This window comes from Marinomonas transparens (assembly GCF_016463975.1).
GTDB classification, from domain to species: domain Bacteria; phylum Pseudomonadota; class Gammaproteobacteria; order Pseudomonadales; family Marinomonadaceae; genus Marinomonas; species Marinomonas transparens.
Genome location: NZ_JAEMNX010000024.1, coordinates 29,123 through 50,015 on the forward strand (window position 1 = coordinate 29,123; position 20,893 = coordinate 50,015).

Here is a 20,893-nt window from a genome sequence, read left to right on the forward strand (position 1 = left end):
TGTAACGCATTGTAGGGGCGTTTAATAAGCTTGGGTTTTGATGCAGAAAATAAAAAAGCCAGTCCGTTCTCTTACCATAAGAGCAACAGGCTGGCCTTTTTAAGAAGCGAAAAAACTTAAAGCACGGCACCAATAAACTGTTTTAGTTCATCTGTCTGTGGATCGGAAAGCAGGGTTTTAGAATCGCCTTCTTCCCAGACTTTACCTTGGTGCATGAAGACCACTTTGCTGCCAACGTCACGGGCGAAGTTCATTTCGTGGGTAACGAGTACCAAAGTCATGCCTTCTTTTGCTAATTGCTCTAGTACTTTAAGCACTTCGCCAACCAGTTCAGGGTCGAGTGCTGAAGTAATCTCGTCACACAGTAGCACCTTAGGCGACATAGCAAGCGCACGGGCAATGGCCACACGTTGTTGTTGTCCACCAGACAGTTTTTCTGGGTAGCTGTCGAACTTTTCTTCTAGACCGACTTTTAGCAACATGGCACGGGCGATTTCTTCCGCCTCCGCTTTGCTTTTTTTCAACACAATGGTCGGTGCTAACATGATGTTTTCGCCCACTGTCATGTGTGGGAATAAGTTAAAATTTTGGAAAATCATGCCAACACTTAAGGCTAAGCGGCGTACTTGGATGTCTTCTGTAGTGACTTCGTTACCATCAACCGTAATGCCGCCTTGTTGGTATTCTTCTAAACCATTTATACAACGCAAAAGGGTACTTTTACCTGAACCACTTTTACCGATAATGGAAACCACTTCGCCAGCTTTGATATCAAGATCAATGCCTTTAAGGACATGTAAATCGCCATAGTATTTATGGACTTGATGCAGGTTAACGAGAGACATTGAATTTTTTCTCCAAGTGCTTGCTGTAGAGCGACAAAGGGTAACAAAGTGCAAAATAAATAAGTGCGACCAAAGTAAAAACTTTAAAAGGTTCAAACGTTGCATTGTTTAACATGGTGCCGACTTTAGTGAGTTCGACAAAACCAATCACAGAAGCCAATGCTGTACCTTTAATCACCTGTACGGAAAAGCCAACGGTGGGGGCCGTTGCCACGCGGATGGCTTGCGGCAAGATAATATGACGCAAAGTTTGTAGAAAGCTTAACCCTAAGCAGCGGCAAGCTTCCCACTGGCCTTTTGGCAACGTATCGATACAGCCACGCCAAATTTCTACCAAAAAAGCACTGGTAAAACAGGTCAGTGATAGAATCGCGGCGCTCCAGGCTGAGATTTCGTATCCCAGCATAGACAAGCCAAAGAAACACAAAAACATTTGCATCAATAATGGCGTGCCTTGAAACAGCTCCACATAAATACGTACCACGGTTTGCATGGCCGGATTACGTGTTAAACGCATAGCGGTTAATAGTAGAGCGACACTTGTCCCACCAATGAAGGCGGCCAATGACAGTAATATTGTCCATTGGGTGGCAAACAGCAAGTTGCTGATAATGTCGTAATTTGAAAATTGAATCATTTGTTCTTCCTCATCTTATTTTCCTTACTTGATGGCACGATAGGCGAATAAGCGTTTGCCAATGGCGTCAAGAACAAACCTTAAAATGATAGATAAACCGAGATACAACAGAGCGGTTACCAAGTAACTTTCAAAGGCACGAAAATTTCGAGATTGAACAAGGTTAGCTGCATAGGTTAAATCGGCGACTGAAATTTGCGAAATAACGGCCGAACCTAGCATTACGATAATGCATTGGCTCACGAGTGCAGGGTAAATTTTTTCAAAAGCAGGAATAAAAATAATGCGAAATAAAGTTTGTCTGAAGGTAAGCCCTAACACTTTCGCGGCTTCCACCTGCCCTTTGGAAATGCTGCCTAGGCCGGCACGAATAATTTCTGTGCTGTAAGCACCTAGGTTAATCGTTAACGCAATGATACTGGCTTCCCATGGTGATAATTTCATACCAATAGCAGGAAGACCGAAAAAGATAAAAAACAGTTGAACAATAAAGGGAGTATTGCGAATAAGCTCAACATAAGAGGCGACCACACGTTGGCTGACGGTGTTTCCATACTGGCGTATTGCCGCGCAAGTTGTTCCTAGAGCAACGCCTAAAATGGTTGTCAGTACAGTCAGTTCCACAGTGGTCCGAAGACCACTGAGAAACGTGTCGCTGTATTGCAATAGATCAGAGAAATACAACATAAAGGACCCTTAGGCACCAAAACCTTTTGGTAGCGGCGCTTTTAGCCATTTCATAGAAATGCTGTTTAGCTCGCCACTTGCTAATGCTTTTTTGATTAGCTCATTGACTTTCGCTTGCAGTGCCACTTCACCTTCCGCTAAACCTATGTAGCAAGGAGAGTCTTTCAGCATGAACTTCGCTTCTGGAGCACGGCTTGGTTGGCGTTTTGCAATTTCTGTTGCAACCAAGTTACCCGTAGCGATTAGGTTAACCTGACCCGATAAATAAGCAGTAAGGGTTGTGTTGTTGTCTTCAAAACGACGCACATTAACCGATTTAGGTGCGTATTTTTCTAGCTCCAGATCTTCAACAGAACCACGAGTCACACCAACTGTTTTGTCAGCAAGGTCCGCAATGGCGTCTACACTCACATCTTTAGAACCAAATACGCCTAGGAAGAATGGCGCGTAAGGTGTTGAAAAGTCGATGGCTTTTTCACGCTCAGGGTTTTTACCAAGGCTAGAAATAACCAGATCTACTTTCTTCGTTTGTAGGTAAGGGATACGGTTTGCACTGGTGACGGGAATAATCGTTAGATCAACACCCATTTCTTTAGCAATGTAGTTGGCCATATCCACATCAATACCTTGAGGCTTAAGGTCTTTACCGATAGAACCAAATGGTGGGAAATCTTGTGGCACAGCAATACGGATAACTTTACGGTCTTTTATGTCTTGTAATACGTCTGCCGTTGCATTGAACGCAGAAAAACAGGCCGCTACAATTAATGTTTTACCTAGAAGTTTTGTTAACTTTTTCATTTCAGGATAATCCTCGTGTTTGGTTTAATGCCTGAAACACAATTAGCAACACCCATGCCAAAATGAAACAAATGTTTCTTAAAGCTGATTCTATGTAACAAAAAGCTGCAAAACCGATAAAAATTCCCTTACGAAAAATAGGTGAAAGTCGGAATGTTTTGGTGCGTTTGCTTTTTTTGTGCTTGTTTGCAGTGCAATTTTTTTGAGGTTATGGGTTGTTTGGGCTTTTTTCAGTGCTTTCTTGTGTATCTCGCTGTAAAGCCTGAATCTGAGTTGGCAGTGACGGTGCTTTCTATTATTGTGACGCCTTCACACCAGTAAAAAATACGGTTTATTTGAGGTTTATAAGTGACGACCAAGCAAGACGTGTTATCTCTGATCGAGAAAAGTTATCCAGACCTATCGCCATCGGCTCGATCTATAGCGAACTATTTACAGCAGAACCCATTGGCGATTGTTAGCCAAACGTCTGCTGAAATTGCTGATAACACCAATACCTCAAAAGCGACGGTCAGTCGTTTCTTTCGTCAGCTTGGTTACGACTCTCATCAGGGGGCGAAACAGGCGCAACTTGCCATACGAGAAAGCGGAGTGCCTATTTTTACGGAAGGCGCCTCTTTGGATCAAACTTCTCAAGAGCTCAAAAATCTAGCGTTAACCTTTGAAGGGCTAAGTCCGGAAGTCCTCAATGAGATAAGCCAGCGCCTAGCCAATGCCAGCCGAGTAACCTTGATCGGTTTTCGAAACGCTTATCCCCTTGCCCTGCATTTTCGTCAGCAATTACAACAAGTACGAAGAATGGTGCGTTTGTTACCTCAGCCGGGGCAGACATTAGCAGAAGACTTACACGATATTCTAGAGGGCGAAGTGGTCGTGTTGCTGGGCTTTAGAAGACGGACACGAGAGTTCAAACAGATTGTCTCTGTACTAGAAGGGAAAACCACCATTCTTATTACTGACCCAACTGGACAGGTTTATAACCAACAAGTGTCCCATGTATTGGTTTGCCACCTTGGCAACGAAAGCCCATTCGATAGCTATGCTGCCCCCATGAGCCTTGTTTCTATGCTGTGTAACCGTGTTTATGGTTATCTCGGTGATACCGCAGGTCGAAGAACGCAGGCAATTTCGGCTTTGTATGAAAAACTTGATGAGTTAGAACCTTGAATTAAGTCCATGACCTTCGATCAAGGTGTTGGGTGTTTTCACATTTTAAATGTCTGCTTTTATCCTTCGTTTTCAACATGGTAATCTTGCGATCTTATTTTGTTTCAGTTGACATGTGAATGAAACGATTGTTTCATATGTTCTGACCAAGGGGACCATATGAAGCATTCAATCGTTCAAAATCCATTTCTTACGCTCGGTGATAATAGCGTTAAAATCACGTCTAAAGCCTTGAATAATAAGTCTTTAAGTGGCCTTCGTCTGGCGGTTAAGGATTTGTTTCATATGGCAGGTTTGCCAACCTCGGCGGGTAATCCTTCTTGGCTTGCCAGCCATGATATTCCCACTCAAACCGCTTCAAGTGTGCAGGCATTACTGGATGCAGGGGCGGATTTTTGTGGCAAAACCATCACCGACGAATTGGCTTATAGTTTAAATGGTCAAAACATTCATTACGGAACACCATCAAACCCGGTGACACCAGACCGTCTCCCAGGTGGATCGTCATCGGGCTCGGTGGTGGCTGTTTCGTTAGGGCTCGCTGATATTGGTTTAGGTACGGATACCGGTGGCTCCATCCGCGTACCAGCAAGTTACAACGGCTTGTTTGGTTTGCGTCCAACCCATGGTGCGATTGCGGCGGATAATATGGTTGCCCTTGCGCCGTCTTTTGATACGGTTGGCTGGATCACAAAAGACTTGAACATCTTAGAGAAAACGGCTTCGGTACTCTTTAAAGGTCAAGTTAATCAAAAACTTAGTCATGTTTTGGTGGCAGATAACTTGATCGAAAGTGTGGCCCATGGCAAAGCGTTGCAAAAGCAATTTGAACGCTGGTTCTCACGCAGTGTTTTTTCGGCGGCTGCAATGGATATTTCAGTGCTAAATATCGACACTAAAGCATGGAAAACAGGCGAAACCTTCCGCACCCTGCAAGGTTCTGAAATATGGCAAGAGCATGGTGATTGGTTCATTCAGACAAACCCAGTCATGGCACCCGATATTCAGGCTCGTTTTCAATGGTGTGCAACCATTTCGGACGACGAAATAAACGCCGCTCAACAACAAAGAAAGCAATTCACCGATTGGCTATTAGGTGCCATAGCAGGGTCCGTGCTTATTATCCCAACCACGCCCGGTTTATCGCCGTTATTTACCGCGTCAGATGATGAACTCGCCGACTATCGTAACCAGCTGATGGATTTAACGGCAATTGCAGGTTTAGCTGGGCTTCCGCAACTGCATTTACCGGTTTGTGAGTTGGATGGTGTACCTTGCGGATTGTCTCTGGTTGGCCCAAGAAACAGTGACCTAGAACTCATTCAAATAGCCAAGAAATTAATGGAGTAGTGTGACATGAGCCAAAATGAAATAGCCTTTACTGCTCCGCATTTTAAGGCGACCGAGACAGGCAAAAAAATACTAGAGCAAGGTGGCACGGCGATTGAAGCCATGGTCGCAGCAGCGGCCTCGATTGCAGTGGCCTATCCACATATGAATGGTTTGGGTGGCGATGGTTTTTGGCTGATTAGCGAACCGGGCAAAGCGCCGATTGGCATTGATGCATCAGGCAAAGCGGCGCAATTAGCGACACTCGATTTTTATAAGGGTCACGACATCATTCCCACACGGGGCGGAAAAGCCGCCTTGACCATGGGCGGTGCCGTAGCCGGTTGGCAAGAAGCGTTAGCCGTTAGCCAAAACTGGCAGCCAAACTTACCTTTATCTAGCTTGTTAGGCGACGCTATTTCCTATGCGAATCAAGGGCTTGATGTTACCAAAAGCTTTGTGGATGCCAGTGTAAAAACCTTTGATGACCTATCGCCGATGCAGGGCTTTACGGATGCTTTCTTAACAGAAGGCAGTATTTATCAACAAGGCGATGCACTGACCTTACCGACCCTTGCAACCACGTTAGAACGCTTAGCGGAAAAAGGCCTAGAGGATTTTTACCAAGGGGAAACCGCGCAATTATTAGCGAAAGATTTAGCAGCCGCTGGTTCTCCGATTCGATTGGGCGATTTTCATTCTTACCAAGCGCAAAGAGTGGAACCGCTGCAAGTGAGCACCAGTGTTGGCAAACTTTATAACTTGCCAGCGCCGACCCAAGGCATCGCCTCATTATTGATTTTGGCCCTTTATGATCGAATTTATGAGCAGGGTAAAACGTCGACAGACATGGCGCACTTACTGATTGAATCCACTAAGCAAGCCTTTATCGCACGTAATCTTTATGTCACCGATGAATCAAGATTAACCGCAGATTTGGCGGATTTATTAGCCGACGATTCACTGGCTAAGATGCTAAACAATATTTCTTTGGATAGCGCACAGCCTTGGCCTTATGAGGCAAAACAAGGGGACACCATTTGGATGGGCGCGTGTGACAATGAAGGCCGAATGGTCAGCTACATTCAAAGCCTGTATTGGGAGTTTGGCAGCGGTGTTGTTAGCCCTTCCACAGGCATTGTTTGGAATAATCGCGGCTCGTCTTTTTCGTTAGAAAAAGGCTCACTTCAAGAGCTTTCGCCGAATTTAAAGCCATTTCATACCTTGAACCCGGCTTTTGCAGAGTTAAAGGATGGTCGTCGTATCAGTTATGGCACCATGGGGGGCGAAGGCCAGCCGCAGACTCAAGCCGCGTTATTTAGTCGTTATGTTTATCACCAGATGCCATTAGATAAAGCCATAAGCGAAGGTCGTTGGCTGTTGGGTCGAACATGGGGAAGTGAAAGTCACAATCTCAAAATGGAAGCGGATTTTGCCCGTGAAGCGGCAGATACGTTAATAAAACGCGGTCATGACCTTGTGGTCGTAGACTCTTGTAATGAATTGATGGGGCACGCCGGTGCGGTCGTGCTTCAGCCTGATGGACAAACAATCGCAGCGACGGACCCGCGTAGTGATGGGGCAGCCGTTACAGGTACGCATCTTAAAAGCACATAGTTAAAAATATTCAAATAAGAGAACAAAAGTTAGGAGAAATAAATGTCATTTTTGATGGAAAATATTTCCATGTTGTTAGCCATGATGGGCACTGGTGTGATCGGCGGTGTATTGGCTGGGTTGCTCGGTGTTGGCGGCGGTATTGTCATCGTGCCTGTGTTGTTTTTCATCTATCAAGGACTTGGTGTAAACAGTGACTCCGCTATGTTGGTGGCAACGGCCACCTCTCTTGCGACCATTATTCCTACTTCGATCAGTTCGATCCGTGCCCATCATGCGAAAGGCAATGTGGACTTCGCTTTGTTAAAACATTGGGGGGGATTTATCTTCGTTGGTGTGATGGTTGGTGGCTATGTGGTGACCAGCGTCAATGGTGAACTACTAACATTATTCTTTGGCATTATTGCTTGTTTGTCAGCATTGAACATGTTGTTTGCTCGCAAAGAAGCTTTGTTTTCATCCTTACCGGGCAAAACGGGACAGGGTGTTATTGCAACGCTGGTGGGTTTATTCAGCAGCATGGTGGGCATTGGCGGCGGAACCTTGACCGTTCCGATTTTGACTTTTTGCAATTATCCAGCACATAGAGCGGTTGGAACGGCCGCCGCAGTGGGGCTGATCATTTCCTTACCGGGTGCTGTGACCATGTTGGTGATGGGTGAACGCCCATTAGACGCGCCTTTTGGTACCGTGGGTTTGGTGAACTTTATTGGGTTCGCATTCATTGTGCCACTAACGGTTTTATTTGCTCCTGTGGGAGCTGGGTTAGCGAGCCGTCTTGATGCGTCCAAGCTGAAGAAGGTGTTTGCCGTTGTGCTTATCTTTACTGGGTTACGCATGCTTTACCAAGTCATTTTTTAGGAGCTCATTATGCAGTTGCTTTCTTTACCACCAAGATTATTAATGGGCCCCGGTCCGATCAACTGTTATCCGAGGGTTTTGACCGCCATGTCGACCCAGCTGGTTGGTCAATACGACCCGACCATGACCAGCTACATGAATGAAGTCATGGAACTGTATCGCCGTGTATTTAATACCCAGAACCAACAGACCTTTTTGATTGATGGCACGTCTCGCGCAGGAATCGAAGCGGCGTTAGTGTCTTGCTTAGAACCGGGCGACAAGGTACTGATCCCTATTTTTGGTCGCTTTGGTCATCTGTTAGCAGAAATTGCCGAACGTGCCGATGCCGAAGTGCACACCATCGAAGTGCCGTGGGGTGACGTATTTGACCCTCAACAGATCGAAGACGCCATTAAAAAAGTACAACCTAAATTATTAGCCATTGTACAAGGTGATACCTCGACCACCATGTTGCAGCCGCTGGAAGAACTTGGCGATATTTGCCGCGCCCATGATGTGTTGTTTTACACAGATGCCACCGCGTCTATTGGTGGCAACCCGCTAGAAACGGATGCATGGAAGATAGATGCCGTGACCGTTGGTCTGCAAAAATGTTTGGGTGGTCCATCGGGCAGTGCGCCTATCACGTTGAGTGAACGTTTTGTTACTACGGTGCGAAAACGCGCTCATGTGGAAGCGGGTATTCGTGATGCCCATCATCAAGACTCTAGTGGAATGCGTATACGTTCTAACTATTTTGATTTGCCCATGATCATGGATTACTGGGGTGAAGAACGCTTAAACCACCATACGGAAGCGGCGACCATGCTGTTTGGTTCCCGTGAATGTGCCATAGGTTTACTGACAGAAGGCCAAGACGCCGTGCTTAAGCGCCACCAGTTAGCGGGCGATGCTATGTTGGCGGGCGTTCAGGCCATGGGGTTAGAGATCTTTGGTGATCTGAAACATAAAATGAACAACGTGGTGGGGGTCAACATTCCCGATCAAGTAGACGGCGAGCAAATCCGTCATGATTTACTGAACATCTTTAACATCGAAATTGGCACCAGCTTTGGCCCATTAAAAGGCAAGGTATGGCGTATCGGCACCATGGGCTACAACGCTCGACAAGATGCCGTTCTGCACACCTTGCAATCTCTTGAAACCGTATTACGACGTGCTGGACATGGATTACCCGCAGGCGCGGCGGTTGACGCGGCCATGGCGCTTTATTCTGGAGATGAGTAATGATTGATTACGACAAAATCGCACAACAAGTCATGGCGCGTTGTGACGAGCTTGGCAACATCAGTCAGTCTGACACCTGTTTGGATCGCCGCTATTTGACCGCGGAGCATAAACAAGCCAATCAACTGGTTGGCGAGTGGATGGTGCAGGCGGGTATGACCTCTTGGCAAGACGAAGCGGGAAACCTACGGGGAAGTTTAGAAAGCAAAACCCCTAATGCGCCTCGTTTCTTGATGGGAAGTCATTTGGATACCGTGCCAAATGGCGGTAAATACGACGGCATGCTAGGGGTATTAACCCCGATCTCCTTAATACAGGCGTTTAAAGAGCAATCTATAGATTTGCCTTTTCACCTTGATCTTGTTGGCTTTGGGGATGAAGAAGGCACCCGTTTTCGTTCGACTTTGTTAGGCAGTCGAGCACTGACAGGCCAATGGCCAAAAGAATGGGCGGAGGTAACAGACAGCGATGGCATTTGCTTAAAAGACGCCATGGCAGCGTTTGGTTTGGACTTTGACAAGGTACAAAATGCCGCCATCCACCAAGACGCCCTAATGGGCTATTTAGAGCTGCATATTGAACAAGGTCCAGTGCTAGAAAACGAAAATTTACCAGTTGGCGTGGTTAGCGCCATTGCTGGTGCAAAACGATTCGACTTAACGGTAACAGGCATGGCAGGTCACGCTGGAACCGTGCCTATGCCATTACGCCAAGACGCGTTGTGTGCCGTGAGTGAGATGATCTTAGCGGTCGAAAAAGTGGCTCAAGAACACAAAATAGTGGCGACAGTAGGACAAATTAATAACCGCCCGAACGGTGTGAATGTCATTTCAGGCGAGACTAACTTTTCGTTGGATATTCGCAGTGAATTTGACGACAAGCGAGACGCAGGCTTAGCGCAGATTTTGTCGGATATTCAAGCCATTGCTGAACGCCGTAACGTCACTTTAGACATAAAACAAACCCACGCCGCCGATGCTGTACATTGCGACAAGAAGTTACAGTCTGCGCTTTGTCGTGCTATTCAAAAAGCGGGTTACGAACCACTAACTCTTCCTTCTGGCGCAGGCCACGATGCCATGGCGATTGCGGATATTTGCCCTGTTGCCATGTTGTTTATGCGTTGTGATAAAGGCATCAGTCATCATCCGGCGGAAGCGATCAACGCCGAAGATGTCTCTGCCAGCTTGGTGGTATTGGATCACACATTACAGAGTTTGATCTAACGTTTTTTTGTGGCTATTCAGGCATAACGCCTCGCTCCCCGAGCAGGCTCGAAGAATCGCTCTGGCGTTGTATCCAATGACACTTGAATGAAATAAATATGAACAAGCGAGTAAAGGTTTTCATGTGTTTAATTGGCGCTGACATGTTGAGGAACGAGGCAATGTGCAAGCCAATTGAATTGCATGGAGGTTTATGATTACGGTAAATAGAGGGGTATTCGATGAGATTTACGCGCATTTTTAACGATGATCAGGGCAAGAGCCACTTTGGTGATTTGAATATAGCGGTTCGTGATGGTGGCCCAATTGGTTTTTTGTCAGAGCGCTTTCCCGTTGGCGAGATGATCTTTCGCGAAACCCCAAGCGACTACGATTTTAAATGGCACCCAGCACCACAGCGCCAATTGCTGTTTATTATCAAGGGAAGCTGTGAATTCATGGTGTCATCTGGTGAAACGCGCCAATTCAGCGGTGGCGATGTTCTGCTACTGGAAGACACCCAAGGCGAAGGTCATTGCAGCAAGGCCCTGAACAATGAAATCCGCCATTCGATTTTTGTCACCGTGCCGGAAGATGTGGTGTTTTAGCTGCTAGAGACAAGGTGAAATCATTAAGTCCTGTCTGATTTTAATCTCTGCATAAGATCAGACGGGGCAAGGTAGAGTTTTGTTCGTCCGTCTTTTGTTTCTAATAGTAACTTTAGAGAAACCAATTTGGTTAGGTATGTTCTCGCTGTATTTTCTGACACATCATAAGAGCTAGCAATTTCTTTTGCTGTAAATATCCTGCCTGGCTCTTTGGTGCCTTTCTTGATGATATCTTTTTGAACAAAATTTAAGGAATGGTTGTAGCCAGAATTTTCTAGAAGCGTAAGAACTTGGTTGAACTCTTCGGTTTTTTGTTGCAAATATCGCTGTAGTTCATCGAATGCGGATAAAATAATGTCTAGCTGAAAATCAATGAAATAGGTTAGGTCATTTTGATCCTTTTCCGTGTACATATAAGACAGCCCATACCCTTTGGGGTCGTCTTTTAATAATTTACTGATGGATACGTAACGAAATAATTCATAGTCGCTTTTAAGCATAAACCAATAGAACAAGGCCCTTGCTGTCCTACCATTACCGTCTCTAAATGGGTGCTCATAACCGATCATGAAATGGAGAATAATGGCTTTGATGACTGGAGCAATAAATTGGCCGCCATTGGAACCTGAATGATCTGTGTTGGCGAAGTCGCATAGCATTTGGAGTCGAGTGGGGATTTGGTTATAGCATGGAGGCTGGTGGGCGATTTCTCCTGTTGTATCTTCTACATAGATGTCGTCATTTTGTCTGAATTCGCCGGGTACCACATTGTTTTCCGTGGTCTTTATTGTTGCTATCTTGTGAAAATCTAGAATCAGGTCAACAGTAAGGTCATTTTTTGACTGTCTTTCTGCATGTCTCAGTAAGAAGAAGTTGTTGAGGATCATTCTTTCATCCTCATCAATAGGGTCCCGTTCTTCTTCTAACATTTTTTTCGCTACTTCTCTGGTCGTAGAAGCGCCTTCAAGTTGAGCGCTGGTGATGGCTTCTTCCATCACTAATGAAGAAACGAGAAATTTTTGCTGAATATTTTTGGAAACTGGATTGTCTGCTATTGCCCCAATACTTCCACCAGCGATTTTTATTACCTGATGTAGTTTTGCTTCCATAGAGTGGGTGATGGAATACGAAAAAGGAATGTTTTTTTCATCCGTTATTGTGATGACTTTTTCCTGCATTGCTCTATGGAATTTTACTGCGAGCCAAATATTTTTTGCATCAGCTCTTGGAACACGCCATTTGAGTTGGTCCCAGTGTAAATACCTGCCTTTATCGTCGGTCGCTTTATGAGATGTGATAAATGCCGATAAAGCAGACAAATCTATTTTATCAATATGAAACTCAGGGGCTCTTTCTACGCTTCCCTTTGACATATAACTCAAATTCCTAAAATTGCGTTATGAATGACTTATAATGACATTTTTAGTGTTAATGTCAATTAACCATGTCAAATAAAAAAGGAGCAATACTGTAGCGGTATTGCTCCTTTGTTCTTTTCTCATTTTATCTACTAAAGCTCTGGCGGATGGTTTTGTATCCAGTGGTCGGCAATGTCTTCCCGTTTAGCGATCCAAACATGGTCATGAGATTGCACATAATCTAAGAAACGCTTTAATGCCATGAAGCGGCTGGGTTTGCCTAGGGTTCGGCAGTGCATGCCAATGGACATCATTTTTGGTGCGGTGGCGCCCTCTTCGTATAAACAATCAAAGTTGTCTTTTAGATACTGGAAAAACTCTTCTCCATGGCTGAATCCGTAAGGTGAAGCAAAACGCATGTCGTTGCAGTCTAGGGTGTAGGGCACAATCAAATGCGGTTTGGTTTTATTTTCACCATCATGAAGAGCGTCTTCATGATGAGGGACTTGTACCCAATAGGGTAGGTCGTCGCCGTAGTTGTCTGAGTCGTATTTTAGTTGGGTTTGTTCTGCGACGAGGGCGCGGGTGTTTGGCGAATCGCGTCCTGTGTACCAGCCGGTGGGCTTTACCCCAGTAACGTGTTCGATAAGCGCCAGTGCTTCGCGCATGTGTTCGCGCTCTTGCTCAATGGGCATGTCTTGGTAATGAATCCATTTTAAGCCATGACAGACGATTTCATGATTGCCATCCACGAAGGCTTTGGCAATGTCTGGGTTACGTTGTAGGGCCGTTGCGACGGCAAAGATAGAAAGTGGTAAACCTCGGCGTTCAAATTCATTCAGGATACGCCATACGCCAGCCCGAGAACCGTATTCGTAGAGGGACTCCATGCTCATGTGGCGGTCTTTATAGGCTTGAGCGCCGAACATTTCCGATAGGAAGGTTTCTGAATGTTCGTCCCCATGTAGTACGCAATTTTCACCGCCTTCTTCGAAGTTCAATACGAACTGTAACGCCACGCGAGCCTTGTTAGGCCAGTTTACTTTTGGTGGCTGACGGCCGTAGCCAGCGTGGTCTCTTTCTAGATAATGTTTCATGAAGCTTGCCCTCAAATAGTATGTTGGGAAAATTTGGTTCTATTAGCAAAATGGGTGCCCTGTTGTTAACGAGAAAAAAGTCTTTTAAAATCAATATTTTGCTCTTCTCGACTTTCTAGGATAAGAGAGGCTTTGATGTGTTTAAGGTGGTCTCTCATCCATTTTTCTGCGTTATTGGCGTCTTTTTTGTCGAGTAGGTCGAGTAATTTCGAATGATCTCCACCATCACAACTCACACTGCCTCGGGTGCCGTAAGCCGCCAAGATAAGGGAGGACCGATAGCAGAGTTGTTCGACAAAGGCGGCGAGTATTCTATTCCCTGACAGCTTGGCGAGCTCGTAGTGGAAACGTGCGGTTAACTGAATACTGTCAGCCAATTGGCTATTTTGTTCTGCACTGTTTTCTTCTTGAACCATGGTTCTGAATGTCTGGGAGTGTGTTGTATTCCAATGTGGTAATAGCTCATGAATGAGTTGAGGTTCTATTAGGATGCGGCTGTCCAATACTTCTAAGGCTTCTGTTTCGTTGGGTCTGTTCACTTGAGCGCCTTTGTTCTTCACGATCACGACAAAGTGTTCTAGGGCTAACCTTTGCAATACTTTGCGAATGCCTGTGCGGCTAACGCCAAAGGCTACGGCAAGGCTGTCTTCTGGCAGACGTGCTCCAGGCGGTAATTGGTGTTCAATAATGGCTTTTAGAATTTGTTGGTAAATTTTTTCGTCATTGGACATAGGTTATTCTCTTGAAGATGGTATACAACTTGTTTTATTTATATACCTAGCAGCTCATCAATATAACACGACAAAATGATCTTCACATCTTCAACAAAAGCATTGAACACTGTGCATTATATTGGGTTTAAATCGGAGCTTTCGCCTTTTTATGGTGCTCTATTATTTTACAGGCGATTGAAAGCTTGTTTCTCGGTCAAGTAAAAGGCTCAGGCTTTTTAGCGCATAGTAGGGGGGGGGGCATTGTATACAATGGGTCGAGAGGAATGTGGCTATAAAGTAAGAAGCTGAACAGCGTCTTGGGCCCAGTAATAAAGGTGTGTTATTTGAGCAAGGTCAAAAGTAGAAAGGCCCCGTACTTGTATAAGTACAGGGCCTTTTAGTATTTTAGATGACCTCCTAAATTGATAATCTTGCGCTGCTGCTAGCTCAGTAAGATTAGCATTTAAAGTGGCTTAAGTTATCGTTTAAATCGTTCAGTCGCATCGCTACGTTTTCGCTCGATTGCACCGCAGATTGAGTGTCTGTACGAGTTTCTTCTGCGATCTTGTTGATGTTTTCGATACTCGTTTGGACTAGCTCAGCCATGGCAGATTGCTCTTCTGCGGCGGTGGCGATTTGGGCGTTAAACGCAGAGATTTCATTAACGGCGATGGCTGCTTCATCAAACACTTCAGAAGTTCGTTGGCTTTTTTCTAGACATTCCTCTGTTACCGCGCTGCCTTTATTCATGCTTTCCATTGCTTTGCTCGCTTCCTGTTGCAACTTCTCAACAAGGGCTTGAATGTCTACGGTTGACTCTTGTGTGCGTTGCGCTAGGGTGCGGACTTCATCGGCAACGACGGCAAATCCTCGGCCTGTTTCGCCAGCCCTAGCGGCCTCGATAGCAGCATTAAGCGCCAGTAAGTTAGTCTGTTCAGCAATCCCTTGAATAGTATCTAAGACGGTACCAATATTATCGGTTTCTTTTACTAAAGCACTGATGTCAGTGGAGGTGTCTTGAACGTCTCTGGCGAGGCTTTTAATGATGTCCTGAGATTCATCGGCGGACTTTTTACCTTCAAGAACTCTGGCTTTGACGCGTTCAGCCACTTCTGACGCTTCTATGGTATGTTGTGCCACTTCTGCTGTGGCAAGGCTCATATGCTTTACCGACTCATTGACTTGTCGTGTTTCTGCTTGTTGGTTTTCTACACCACTGAGGGTGTTTTGGATGATACCTAACGCTGTGTCAGACGATTTGCCTAGAGATTCTGCGGAAGTATTAACGTTTTGAATGGTGCTTTGCAGTTTGGCCATGAAACTGTCGAAAATATTAGATATTTGACCTAGTTCGTCCGTGCTTGGGCTATTAATTCGATAGGTAAGGTCGCCATCACCCGTGACGACAGCTTGTACTCTCTGAATTAAGTATTGCAAAGGGTTCGTGATGGAACGACCAATGAAAAAGGGAATGATGATGCCCAATAAGAAGGCAATCGCTAAAAGCGTTGTGATATTAGAAATGGCGCTGAGTTCATCTTTTTCGGCTTGGTTCGCGGCGCTTAATGAGAATTCTTGTGCCTGATTAAGTAGTGCGACTAGCTGCCCCGCGACCAGAGTGTTTTCTTTTTCTAGAGCGTAGACTTTGTTTAATGCCGATTTAATGCCCTCTGCTTTCATTGTGTCTAGGAAATCTAATGTGGCTTTTTCGAGATGGCTAAATTGTTCTTCTATTCCTTTAAAGCTTTCTAGAAGCGTTGAATATTTTGCTTTTTCCTGTTCTGAGTGCAATGAGTCTATAGCTGATTCCAGGCTGCTTTCTAAGTCGTATAGTTCGGTATGAAGTTGGTCGGTTTTTTCTTTAAGTTTATTGATTAAAGCCAAGGTCTCTTCTGAGATATCATGACCATTAACGAGGTCAATCAGGGCGTGAGAAATGACCTTTTCAAATAAAATGCTTTCTTCTAGCTGGTGTTCAGTAATGACTGAAATGCTTCGGGAAAGAGGGATGTTGGTGTGTGCTATATCGGTTATTTCTTTGCCTATTTTAAACATGCTGGTAAGGCTGACGTAGCCTAAAAATGCGATAATAAGGAGCTGTATGGCACTCATTATGAATATTTTTTGGGAAATTTTTACGTGACGTAGCATAGGTTACTTCCATCCTGATTAAAATATTGATCCTTGAGTAGAGTCTTTGGAGTGAGCGCTAAAAAATAATATCGAATGGCTTCCTCTAGCGTTATGGAACGATCTCGATCTGATTTTTTGCTTTTGCTGTTCCCACGTATCTAAGACATTACTTTTGGATAAGCCGAACTTATAACTAACCATAGTATGAGATGATTCTGTTTACTATAAAAAAGCGCTTCAGTTACATTCTGGTAACAATTTTTTGTGATTACTGAGAATCAATATCAAAAAATGATTGTGAGTTATTGGAGATGGCAGATGGCAGCGGCTAAATAAGCTGCCATCATAAATTGAATCTCTGAAGAAGGAAAAATTGCTCTAACCTACTCAGCTTGAAGGAATCGGCGAGGTTTACTTTATCGCGTCAATTAGCTTGCATTTTTTACTTGAAACAAACTAATGCCCATGAGGATGAAAAGCCCACCACTAACACGTTGAAACCACTTCCCTGCGTTTGAGTTGCGTACCAGTGTTTTCGTTTGTTGGGCTAAATAACCGTAGGTGGTGAGTGAAAGGAATGAAAACAACATGAAGATGCCTGTCATTATGATGAACTGAAGTAGAATCGCTTGGGTCATATCCAAAAATTGCGGGAACAAGGCGGCGAAAAACAGAATTGGCTTTGGGTTGGTCACCGCCACAATTAGCCCTTCTTTGAAGTAAGAAAATAAACCGCGTTCACTCTTTATAGTGTCAGGGGAATGCATTGCTGGTTTAGGTTTTCGCGTGGCGCGTAGCTGTTTGATGCCTAAATAAATAAGGTAAGCAGCCCCAATAATTTTGACCGCCATGAACAAACTTGATGAGGCCATCAGGATGGCACTGAGTCCGCTGATGGAGAGCAAGGAAAGGAAGAAAAGGCCGATAATATTACCTAGAGCCGACACCATAACGGCTTTTATTCCCCGTGATGCGCCGTTATACAGGGCAAGAAAAACCGCAGGGCCGGGACTGATAATATAAAAGAAGGCAACAGCAGCATAAATGAATAGGGTGTGGTGGTTCATAAAGACCCTCGTTGGATTGGTAAGTTTAGGGAAGGTGCTCTGTAGCACTCATTAATTCTAATAAAAAACTCTCTCATTAGATTTGATTCTAAAATAAAAACGCTCGATGGCAGGCATCGAGCGTTTTGACTGAAATAAATCTGCACCTATTTCAGAAAGATGATCAAATAGTGATCCTCTTACTTGGTATTTTCGAAGGCTTCTTTTTCATGTTTCATAATGAAGCGAATCAGCCCGACAACAATACCTGTTACGCCAGCACTGAATAGAACCAAAGCCATCGGACTGTCGGCAAAGGTAAAGTAAGCCGAGACGTTTTCCCACGTTGTAATAGATGTGCCCATAATTATGCTCCTTTCGCTTCTAGATCGCCCATGTCAGCACCTTTAGAGGTACTCGCTGGGACGGTTTCTGGATAAGGGTGTGTAAGGATTTCAACTTCATCAAGACCTAGGTCTTCTACGTTTTCAGGAACACGTAGCATGTTGAACTTCTTAAGAAGATAAGACACTAGGTAACCTGGAACGAAACCAAGCACCATCATGACAATGGCACAGACGGTTTGACCGTATAAGCTAATGGCTGGATTACCATCCATATTTGGTGTGCCGCCAGCGAATACACCAACTAGAATAACCGCAACAACCCCAGTGACACCGTGAACAGCAACCGCGCCAACCGCATCATCGATGCCACGTTTTTCAAGCAGTTTTGCGGCACCAACCGCAATGAAGCTGACGCACGTTGCGATAATGAATGCTAAGCCCGGATCGTACAAATCCAAACCCGCTGCCACAGAAATGATACCGACTAAGCCGCCAGACATGGTCCAGAAAGGGTCACGAGTAGCAATATAGCAACCGATAACACCACCAGCGAAGCCCATCAAGGTATTGAAAGCAAAAGCCGATAGGTTAGTGGGTGTGTTGTAGATAGTCGTCCAACCCGTTTCGCCACCATTAAAGATGATACAACCGCCAAGGAATCCAAAGAAACCAAAGATGATCATCATCAAACCAATTAAGGTCATGGGTAAGTTATGGGCTTTGATTTGCTGTGGAACGCCTTCAATGAATTTACCAACACGAGGCCCTAGGTTGATCAATACACCAAGGGTGAAGAAACCAGCAATGGCGTGTACCACCCCAGAAGCGCCAACATCATGGTAGCCCATTTCAGTCAGCATCCAGCCGTCTGGATGCCAGCCCCAAGCACCGGCTAAAATCCAAACGCCACTACCAAGAATGACGGTGAGAATTAAGAAGGCACTCACGCGAATACGTTCAATAACGGCACCAGACATAATAGAGCCTGTTGTTGCACCGAATAAGGCGAATGCCGCCCAGAAAATCCCTGTGCCCATGTCTTGAACATCAGGCCCCATGCTTTGCGCCCACGGTAATGCCGCAGAGGCTTCAGCCGGAATTAACCCGCCTGGGAAGGCGTTGTAAATCCACCAGCCGAACAGGTAAAAAGTGGGAATAATGACGGCCAGTGCAAGGATGTTTTTAACACCGGCTGCCAATGCGTTTTTACTACGAGATGCCCCCATTTCGTAGGCTAAGAAGCCTGCGTGAATCATTACCATGATGGCGGTACACCACCAGTAAAAGACTTCTACATTCATTGCTTGATGCATGTTGAATACCGCTTGCTGCGCATCGAGCGCGGCTTGCAGGGATTCAAGCGTTGGAGTTTCTGTCGCCATAATATTGTTCCTTATTGTGGAGTATATGTATCACAGAACCTTTAGTTCAGTGATGGTATTACGCCGTTTTCAATCCTTAATTTGGCACTATCAGGGTCACGTCTTACGCGTTATTTGCTGATATTTATCTATCCTTGAGAAAATATTGATAAGAATGTTTCAACGATTTTTTTGCCATTCAGAATCTGATTGCCATGTTGAATATCTACACTGATTAAAAGAGCAAATAGCATGCCCACTTTTGCAAGTTTGATATTTTAATTTTTCCTACGAAGCGCTTGCTAGCAAAGGGATAGGGGGGATTTTGATAGATAAGGAAAAAAAACATAAAAAGGCCCGATTTTTTCAAATTCAGGCCTTTTTTCTACCAAATAGAGACGGTTTTTTTCACCAAATTAGGTTGGTGTTTAGAGAGCGGCTTCCGCTTCTGCCAACATGGCGAATTCTTCTTCTGGTGTTTTCGCAACAAGGTGCTTTTTGCTGTAGAAAAAGAAGTAAACTGCACCGATTAGGAACAAGACTAGTGTGTAGTTGAACGCTCTTGGGTCATAAGCGTATACCCCAGTTAATGCTAGTAATGACAAAACGAACGCGACCGACGAGGTAAAAATGCCGCCCGGTGTTTTATATGGGCGATGCATGTCAGGTTGCTTGATCCGCAGCAAGATATGGCTGAGCGCCATTAGGGCATAAGAAACCGTGGCACCGACAACGGCCATGGCCAACATTAGGTCGCCTTCACCAGTTAATGACGCTAGAAAACCTAAAATCCCTGGAACGATCAAAGCGCGAGAAGGGACTTTACGTTTGTCTGTTACCGATAAGCTCTGTGGAATATAACCCGCACGAGATAGGGCAAACACTAAACGGCTGTAACCGTAAATGATGGAGAAGAAAGAGGCGATTAACCCTGCTAAACCTAATACGTTTACCACGGTCGCTAAGGTTTCATGGCCTGCGACATTAAGTGCATCGACTAAAGGAACGGCACTTTTTCCGATTGCATCGGCACCGGCGGCGCCTGCTAAGAGAAAAACCACTAATAGGGCGGTAAAAAGCAGGAAGACCATCGCGCCGATAATGCCTTTCGGTACATCCTTGGCCGGGTCTTTTGCTTCTTCGGCAGCCAATGGTACGCCTTCCACCGCGAGAAATAACCACATGCCAAATGGTAAGGCGGCCCATACACCATACCAGCCCATTGGCATGAATGCCGAGGCACCATTGGCATCGGTGACGGCCACGTCAAATAAACGGTTAGTGTCGAAATCACCAATCAAGGCCACCGCCGTGGCAATAATGGCAATGACGGCTAAGGCACTGATGACCATCATGACTTTTAGTGCTTCACCGGCACCGGCTAAATGAATGCCAATGAAGATGATATAAAATGCGGCGTAGACCCAAGGTCCATTGAAGCCCAATAGGGCTTCTACCGCTGAACCGATAAAGATAACAATCGCCGCTGGAGCGAGGGCGTATTCAATTAAGACAGCCAAACCTGTTAGGTAACCACCTGTTGGCCCCATGGCTTGACGAGCAAAGCTATAGCCACCGCCCGCCGCCGGAATCGCTGCTGACATTTCGGCGAGAGACAGTACCAGAGTAAAATACATTACGGCCATGAGTCCGGCGGCAATGGCAAAACCACCCCAACCGGCTTCGGCGATGCCAAAATTCCAACCAGCAAAGTCACCTGAAATAACATAAGAAACCCCGAGGCCGGCAAGCAGAATCCAGCCTGCTGAACCGCGTTTTAACTGACGCTTTGCTAAGTATTCTTTATCCATTGGTTCTGACATAGTCATTTCCTTATTCGCTAATTTTTTG

Annotated in this window: 19 protein-coding genes; 7 read left to right on the forward strand and 12 right to left on the reverse strand. The window is 45.2% G+C overall.

Features of this window, described 5'->3' with window-relative positions:
- Window positions 1-116: 116 nt before the first annotated feature.
- From I8J31_RS17050 to I8J31_RS17065, 4 genes are read right to left on the reverse strand one after another with little or no spacing between them, the layout of a single operon-like run.
- Entirely contained in the window at window positions 117-845 is a 729-nt protein-coding gene (locus tag I8J31_RS17050; RefSeq protein ID WP_199469793.1) for an amino acid ABC transporter ATP-binding protein, read from the reverse strand.
- Entirely contained in the window at window positions 832-1,482 is a 651-nt protein-coding gene (locus I8J31_RS17055) for an amino acid ABC transporter permease (RefSeq protein ID WP_199469794.1), read from the reverse strand. The genes I8J31_RS17050 and I8J31_RS17055 overlap by 14 nt, the downstream gene beginning before the upstream one ends.
- Before the next feature lie 24 nt (window positions 1,483-1,506).
- Window positions 1,507-2,169: an amino acid ABC transporter permease gene (locus I8J31_RS17060; RefSeq protein ID WP_199469795.1), complete on the reverse strand. Its 663-nt coding sequence runs from the start codon at window positions 2,167-2,169 to the stop codon at window positions 1,507-1,509.
- A gap of 9 nt (window positions 2,170-2,178) precedes the next feature.
- The gene (locus I8J31_RS17065; protein WP_199469796.1) at window positions 2,179-2,970 is read right to left on the reverse strand and encodes a transporter substrate-binding domain-containing protein; all 792 of its coding nucleotides are present in this window, start codon (window positions 2,968-2,970) and stop codon (window positions 2,179-2,181) included.
- 348 nt (window positions 2,971-3,318) lie between these two features.
- Between I8J31_RS17065 and I8J31_RS17070 the strand changes: the two genes are divergently transcribed.
- The 7 genes from I8J31_RS17070 (at window position 3,319) to I8J31_RS17100 (ending at window position 10,987) form a co-directional block, all read left to right on the forward strand.
- Window positions 3,319-4,137 carry a MurR/RpiR family transcriptional regulator gene (locus I8J31_RS17070; protein WP_199469797.1) on the forward strand — a complete coding sequence of 273 codons (819 nt, stop codon included), beginning with the start codon at window positions 3,319-3,321 and terminating at the stop codon, window positions 4,135-4,137.
- A 159-nt stretch (window positions 4,138-4,296) separates the two neighbouring features.
- The gene (locus I8J31_RS17075) at window positions 4,297-5,487 is read left to right on the forward strand and encodes an amidase (RefSeq protein ID WP_199469798.1); all 1,191 of its coding nucleotides are present in this window, start codon (window positions 4,297-4,299) and stop codon (window positions 5,485-5,487) included.
- 6 nt (window positions 5,488-5,493) lie between these two features.
- A complete protein-coding gene (locus I8J31_RS17080; protein WP_199469799.1) occupies window positions 5,494-7,083 on the forward strand; it encodes a gamma-glutamyltransferase family protein in 1,590 nt (529 codons plus the stop codon).
- 42 nt (window positions 7,084-7,125) lie between these two features.
- On the forward strand, window positions 7,126-7,944 hold the full coding sequence (locus I8J31_RS17085) for a sulfite exporter TauE/SafE family protein (protein ID WP_199469800.1): 819 nt from the start codon (window positions 7,126-7,128) through the stop codon (window positions 7,942-7,944).
- 9 nt (window positions 7,945-7,953) lie between these two features.
- On the forward strand, window positions 7,954-9,174 hold the full coding sequence (locus tag I8J31_RS17090) for a pyridoxal-phosphate-dependent aminotransferase family protein (RefSeq protein WP_199469801.1): 1,221 nt from the start codon (window positions 7,954-7,956) through the stop codon (window positions 9,172-9,174).
- Window positions 9,174-10,400, forward strand: a complete 1,227-nt coding sequence (locus I8J31_RS17095; RefSeq protein WP_199469802.1) for an allantoate amidohydrolase — start codon at window positions 9,174-9,176, stop codon at window positions 10,398-10,400. The genes I8J31_RS17090 and I8J31_RS17095 overlap by 1 nt, the downstream gene beginning before the upstream one ends.
- Window positions 10,401-10,621: 221 nt before the next feature.
- Window positions 10,622-10,987, forward strand: a complete 366-nt coding sequence (locus tag I8J31_RS17100) for an AraC family ligand binding domain-containing protein (RefSeq protein WP_199469803.1) — start codon at window positions 10,622-10,624, stop codon at window positions 10,985-10,987.
- Between the two features lie 23 nt (window positions 10,988-11,010).
- Here the strand turns inward: I8J31_RS17100 and I8J31_RS17105 are convergent, their stop codons facing one another.
- The 8 genes from I8J31_RS17105 to eat form a co-directional block, all read right to left on the reverse strand.
- A complete protein-coding gene (locus tag I8J31_RS17105) occupies window positions 11,011-12,360 on the reverse strand; it encodes a Fic family protein (protein WP_199469804.1) in 1,350 nt (449 codons plus the stop codon).
- Between the two features lie 137 nt (window positions 12,361-12,497).
- Window positions 12,498-13,442 (reverse strand): allantoinase PuuE, encoded by a 945-nt coding sequence (gene puuE / locus I8J31_RS17110; RefSeq protein WP_199469805.1) that lies wholly within the window; start codon window positions 13,440-13,442, stop codon window positions 12,498-12,500.
- Window positions 13,443-13,507: 65 nt separating this feature from the next.
- Window positions 13,508-14,173, reverse strand: coding sequence for a GntR family transcriptional regulator (locus I8J31_RS17115; RefSeq protein ID WP_199469806.1), 666 nt, complete (start codon window positions 14,171-14,173; stop codon window positions 13,508-13,510).
- A 438-nt stretch (window positions 14,174-14,611) separates the two neighbouring features.
- Window positions 14,612-16,306 (reverse strand): methyl-accepting chemotaxis protein, encoded by a 1,695-nt coding sequence (locus tag I8J31_RS17120; RefSeq protein WP_233402871.1) that lies wholly within the window; start codon window positions 16,304-16,306, stop codon window positions 14,612-14,614.
- Between the two features lie 410 nt (window positions 16,307-16,716).
- Complete coding sequence (locus I8J31_RS17125; protein WP_199469807.1) at window positions 16,717-17,355, reverse strand: LysE family translocator; 639 nt, start codon at window positions 17,353-17,355, stop codon at window positions 16,717-16,719.
- A gap of 179 nt (window positions 17,356-17,534) precedes the next feature.
- A complete protein-coding gene (locus tag I8J31_RS17130) occupies window positions 17,535-17,699 on the reverse strand; it encodes a hypothetical protein (protein ID WP_199469808.1) in 165 nt (54 codons plus the stop codon).
- Window positions 17,700-17,701: 2 nt separating this feature from the next.
- On the reverse strand, window positions 17,702-19,063 hold the full coding sequence (locus I8J31_RS17135; protein ID WP_199469809.1) for an ammonium transporter: 1,362 nt from the start codon (window positions 19,061-19,063) through the stop codon (window positions 17,702-17,704).
- A 407-nt stretch (window positions 19,064-19,470) separates the two neighbouring features.
- A complete protein-coding gene (gene eat / locus I8J31_RS17140) occupies window positions 19,471-20,865 on the reverse strand; it encodes an ethanolamine permease (RefSeq protein WP_199469810.1) in 1,395 nt (464 codons plus the stop codon).
- Window positions 20,866-20,893 lie beyond the last annotated feature (28 nt).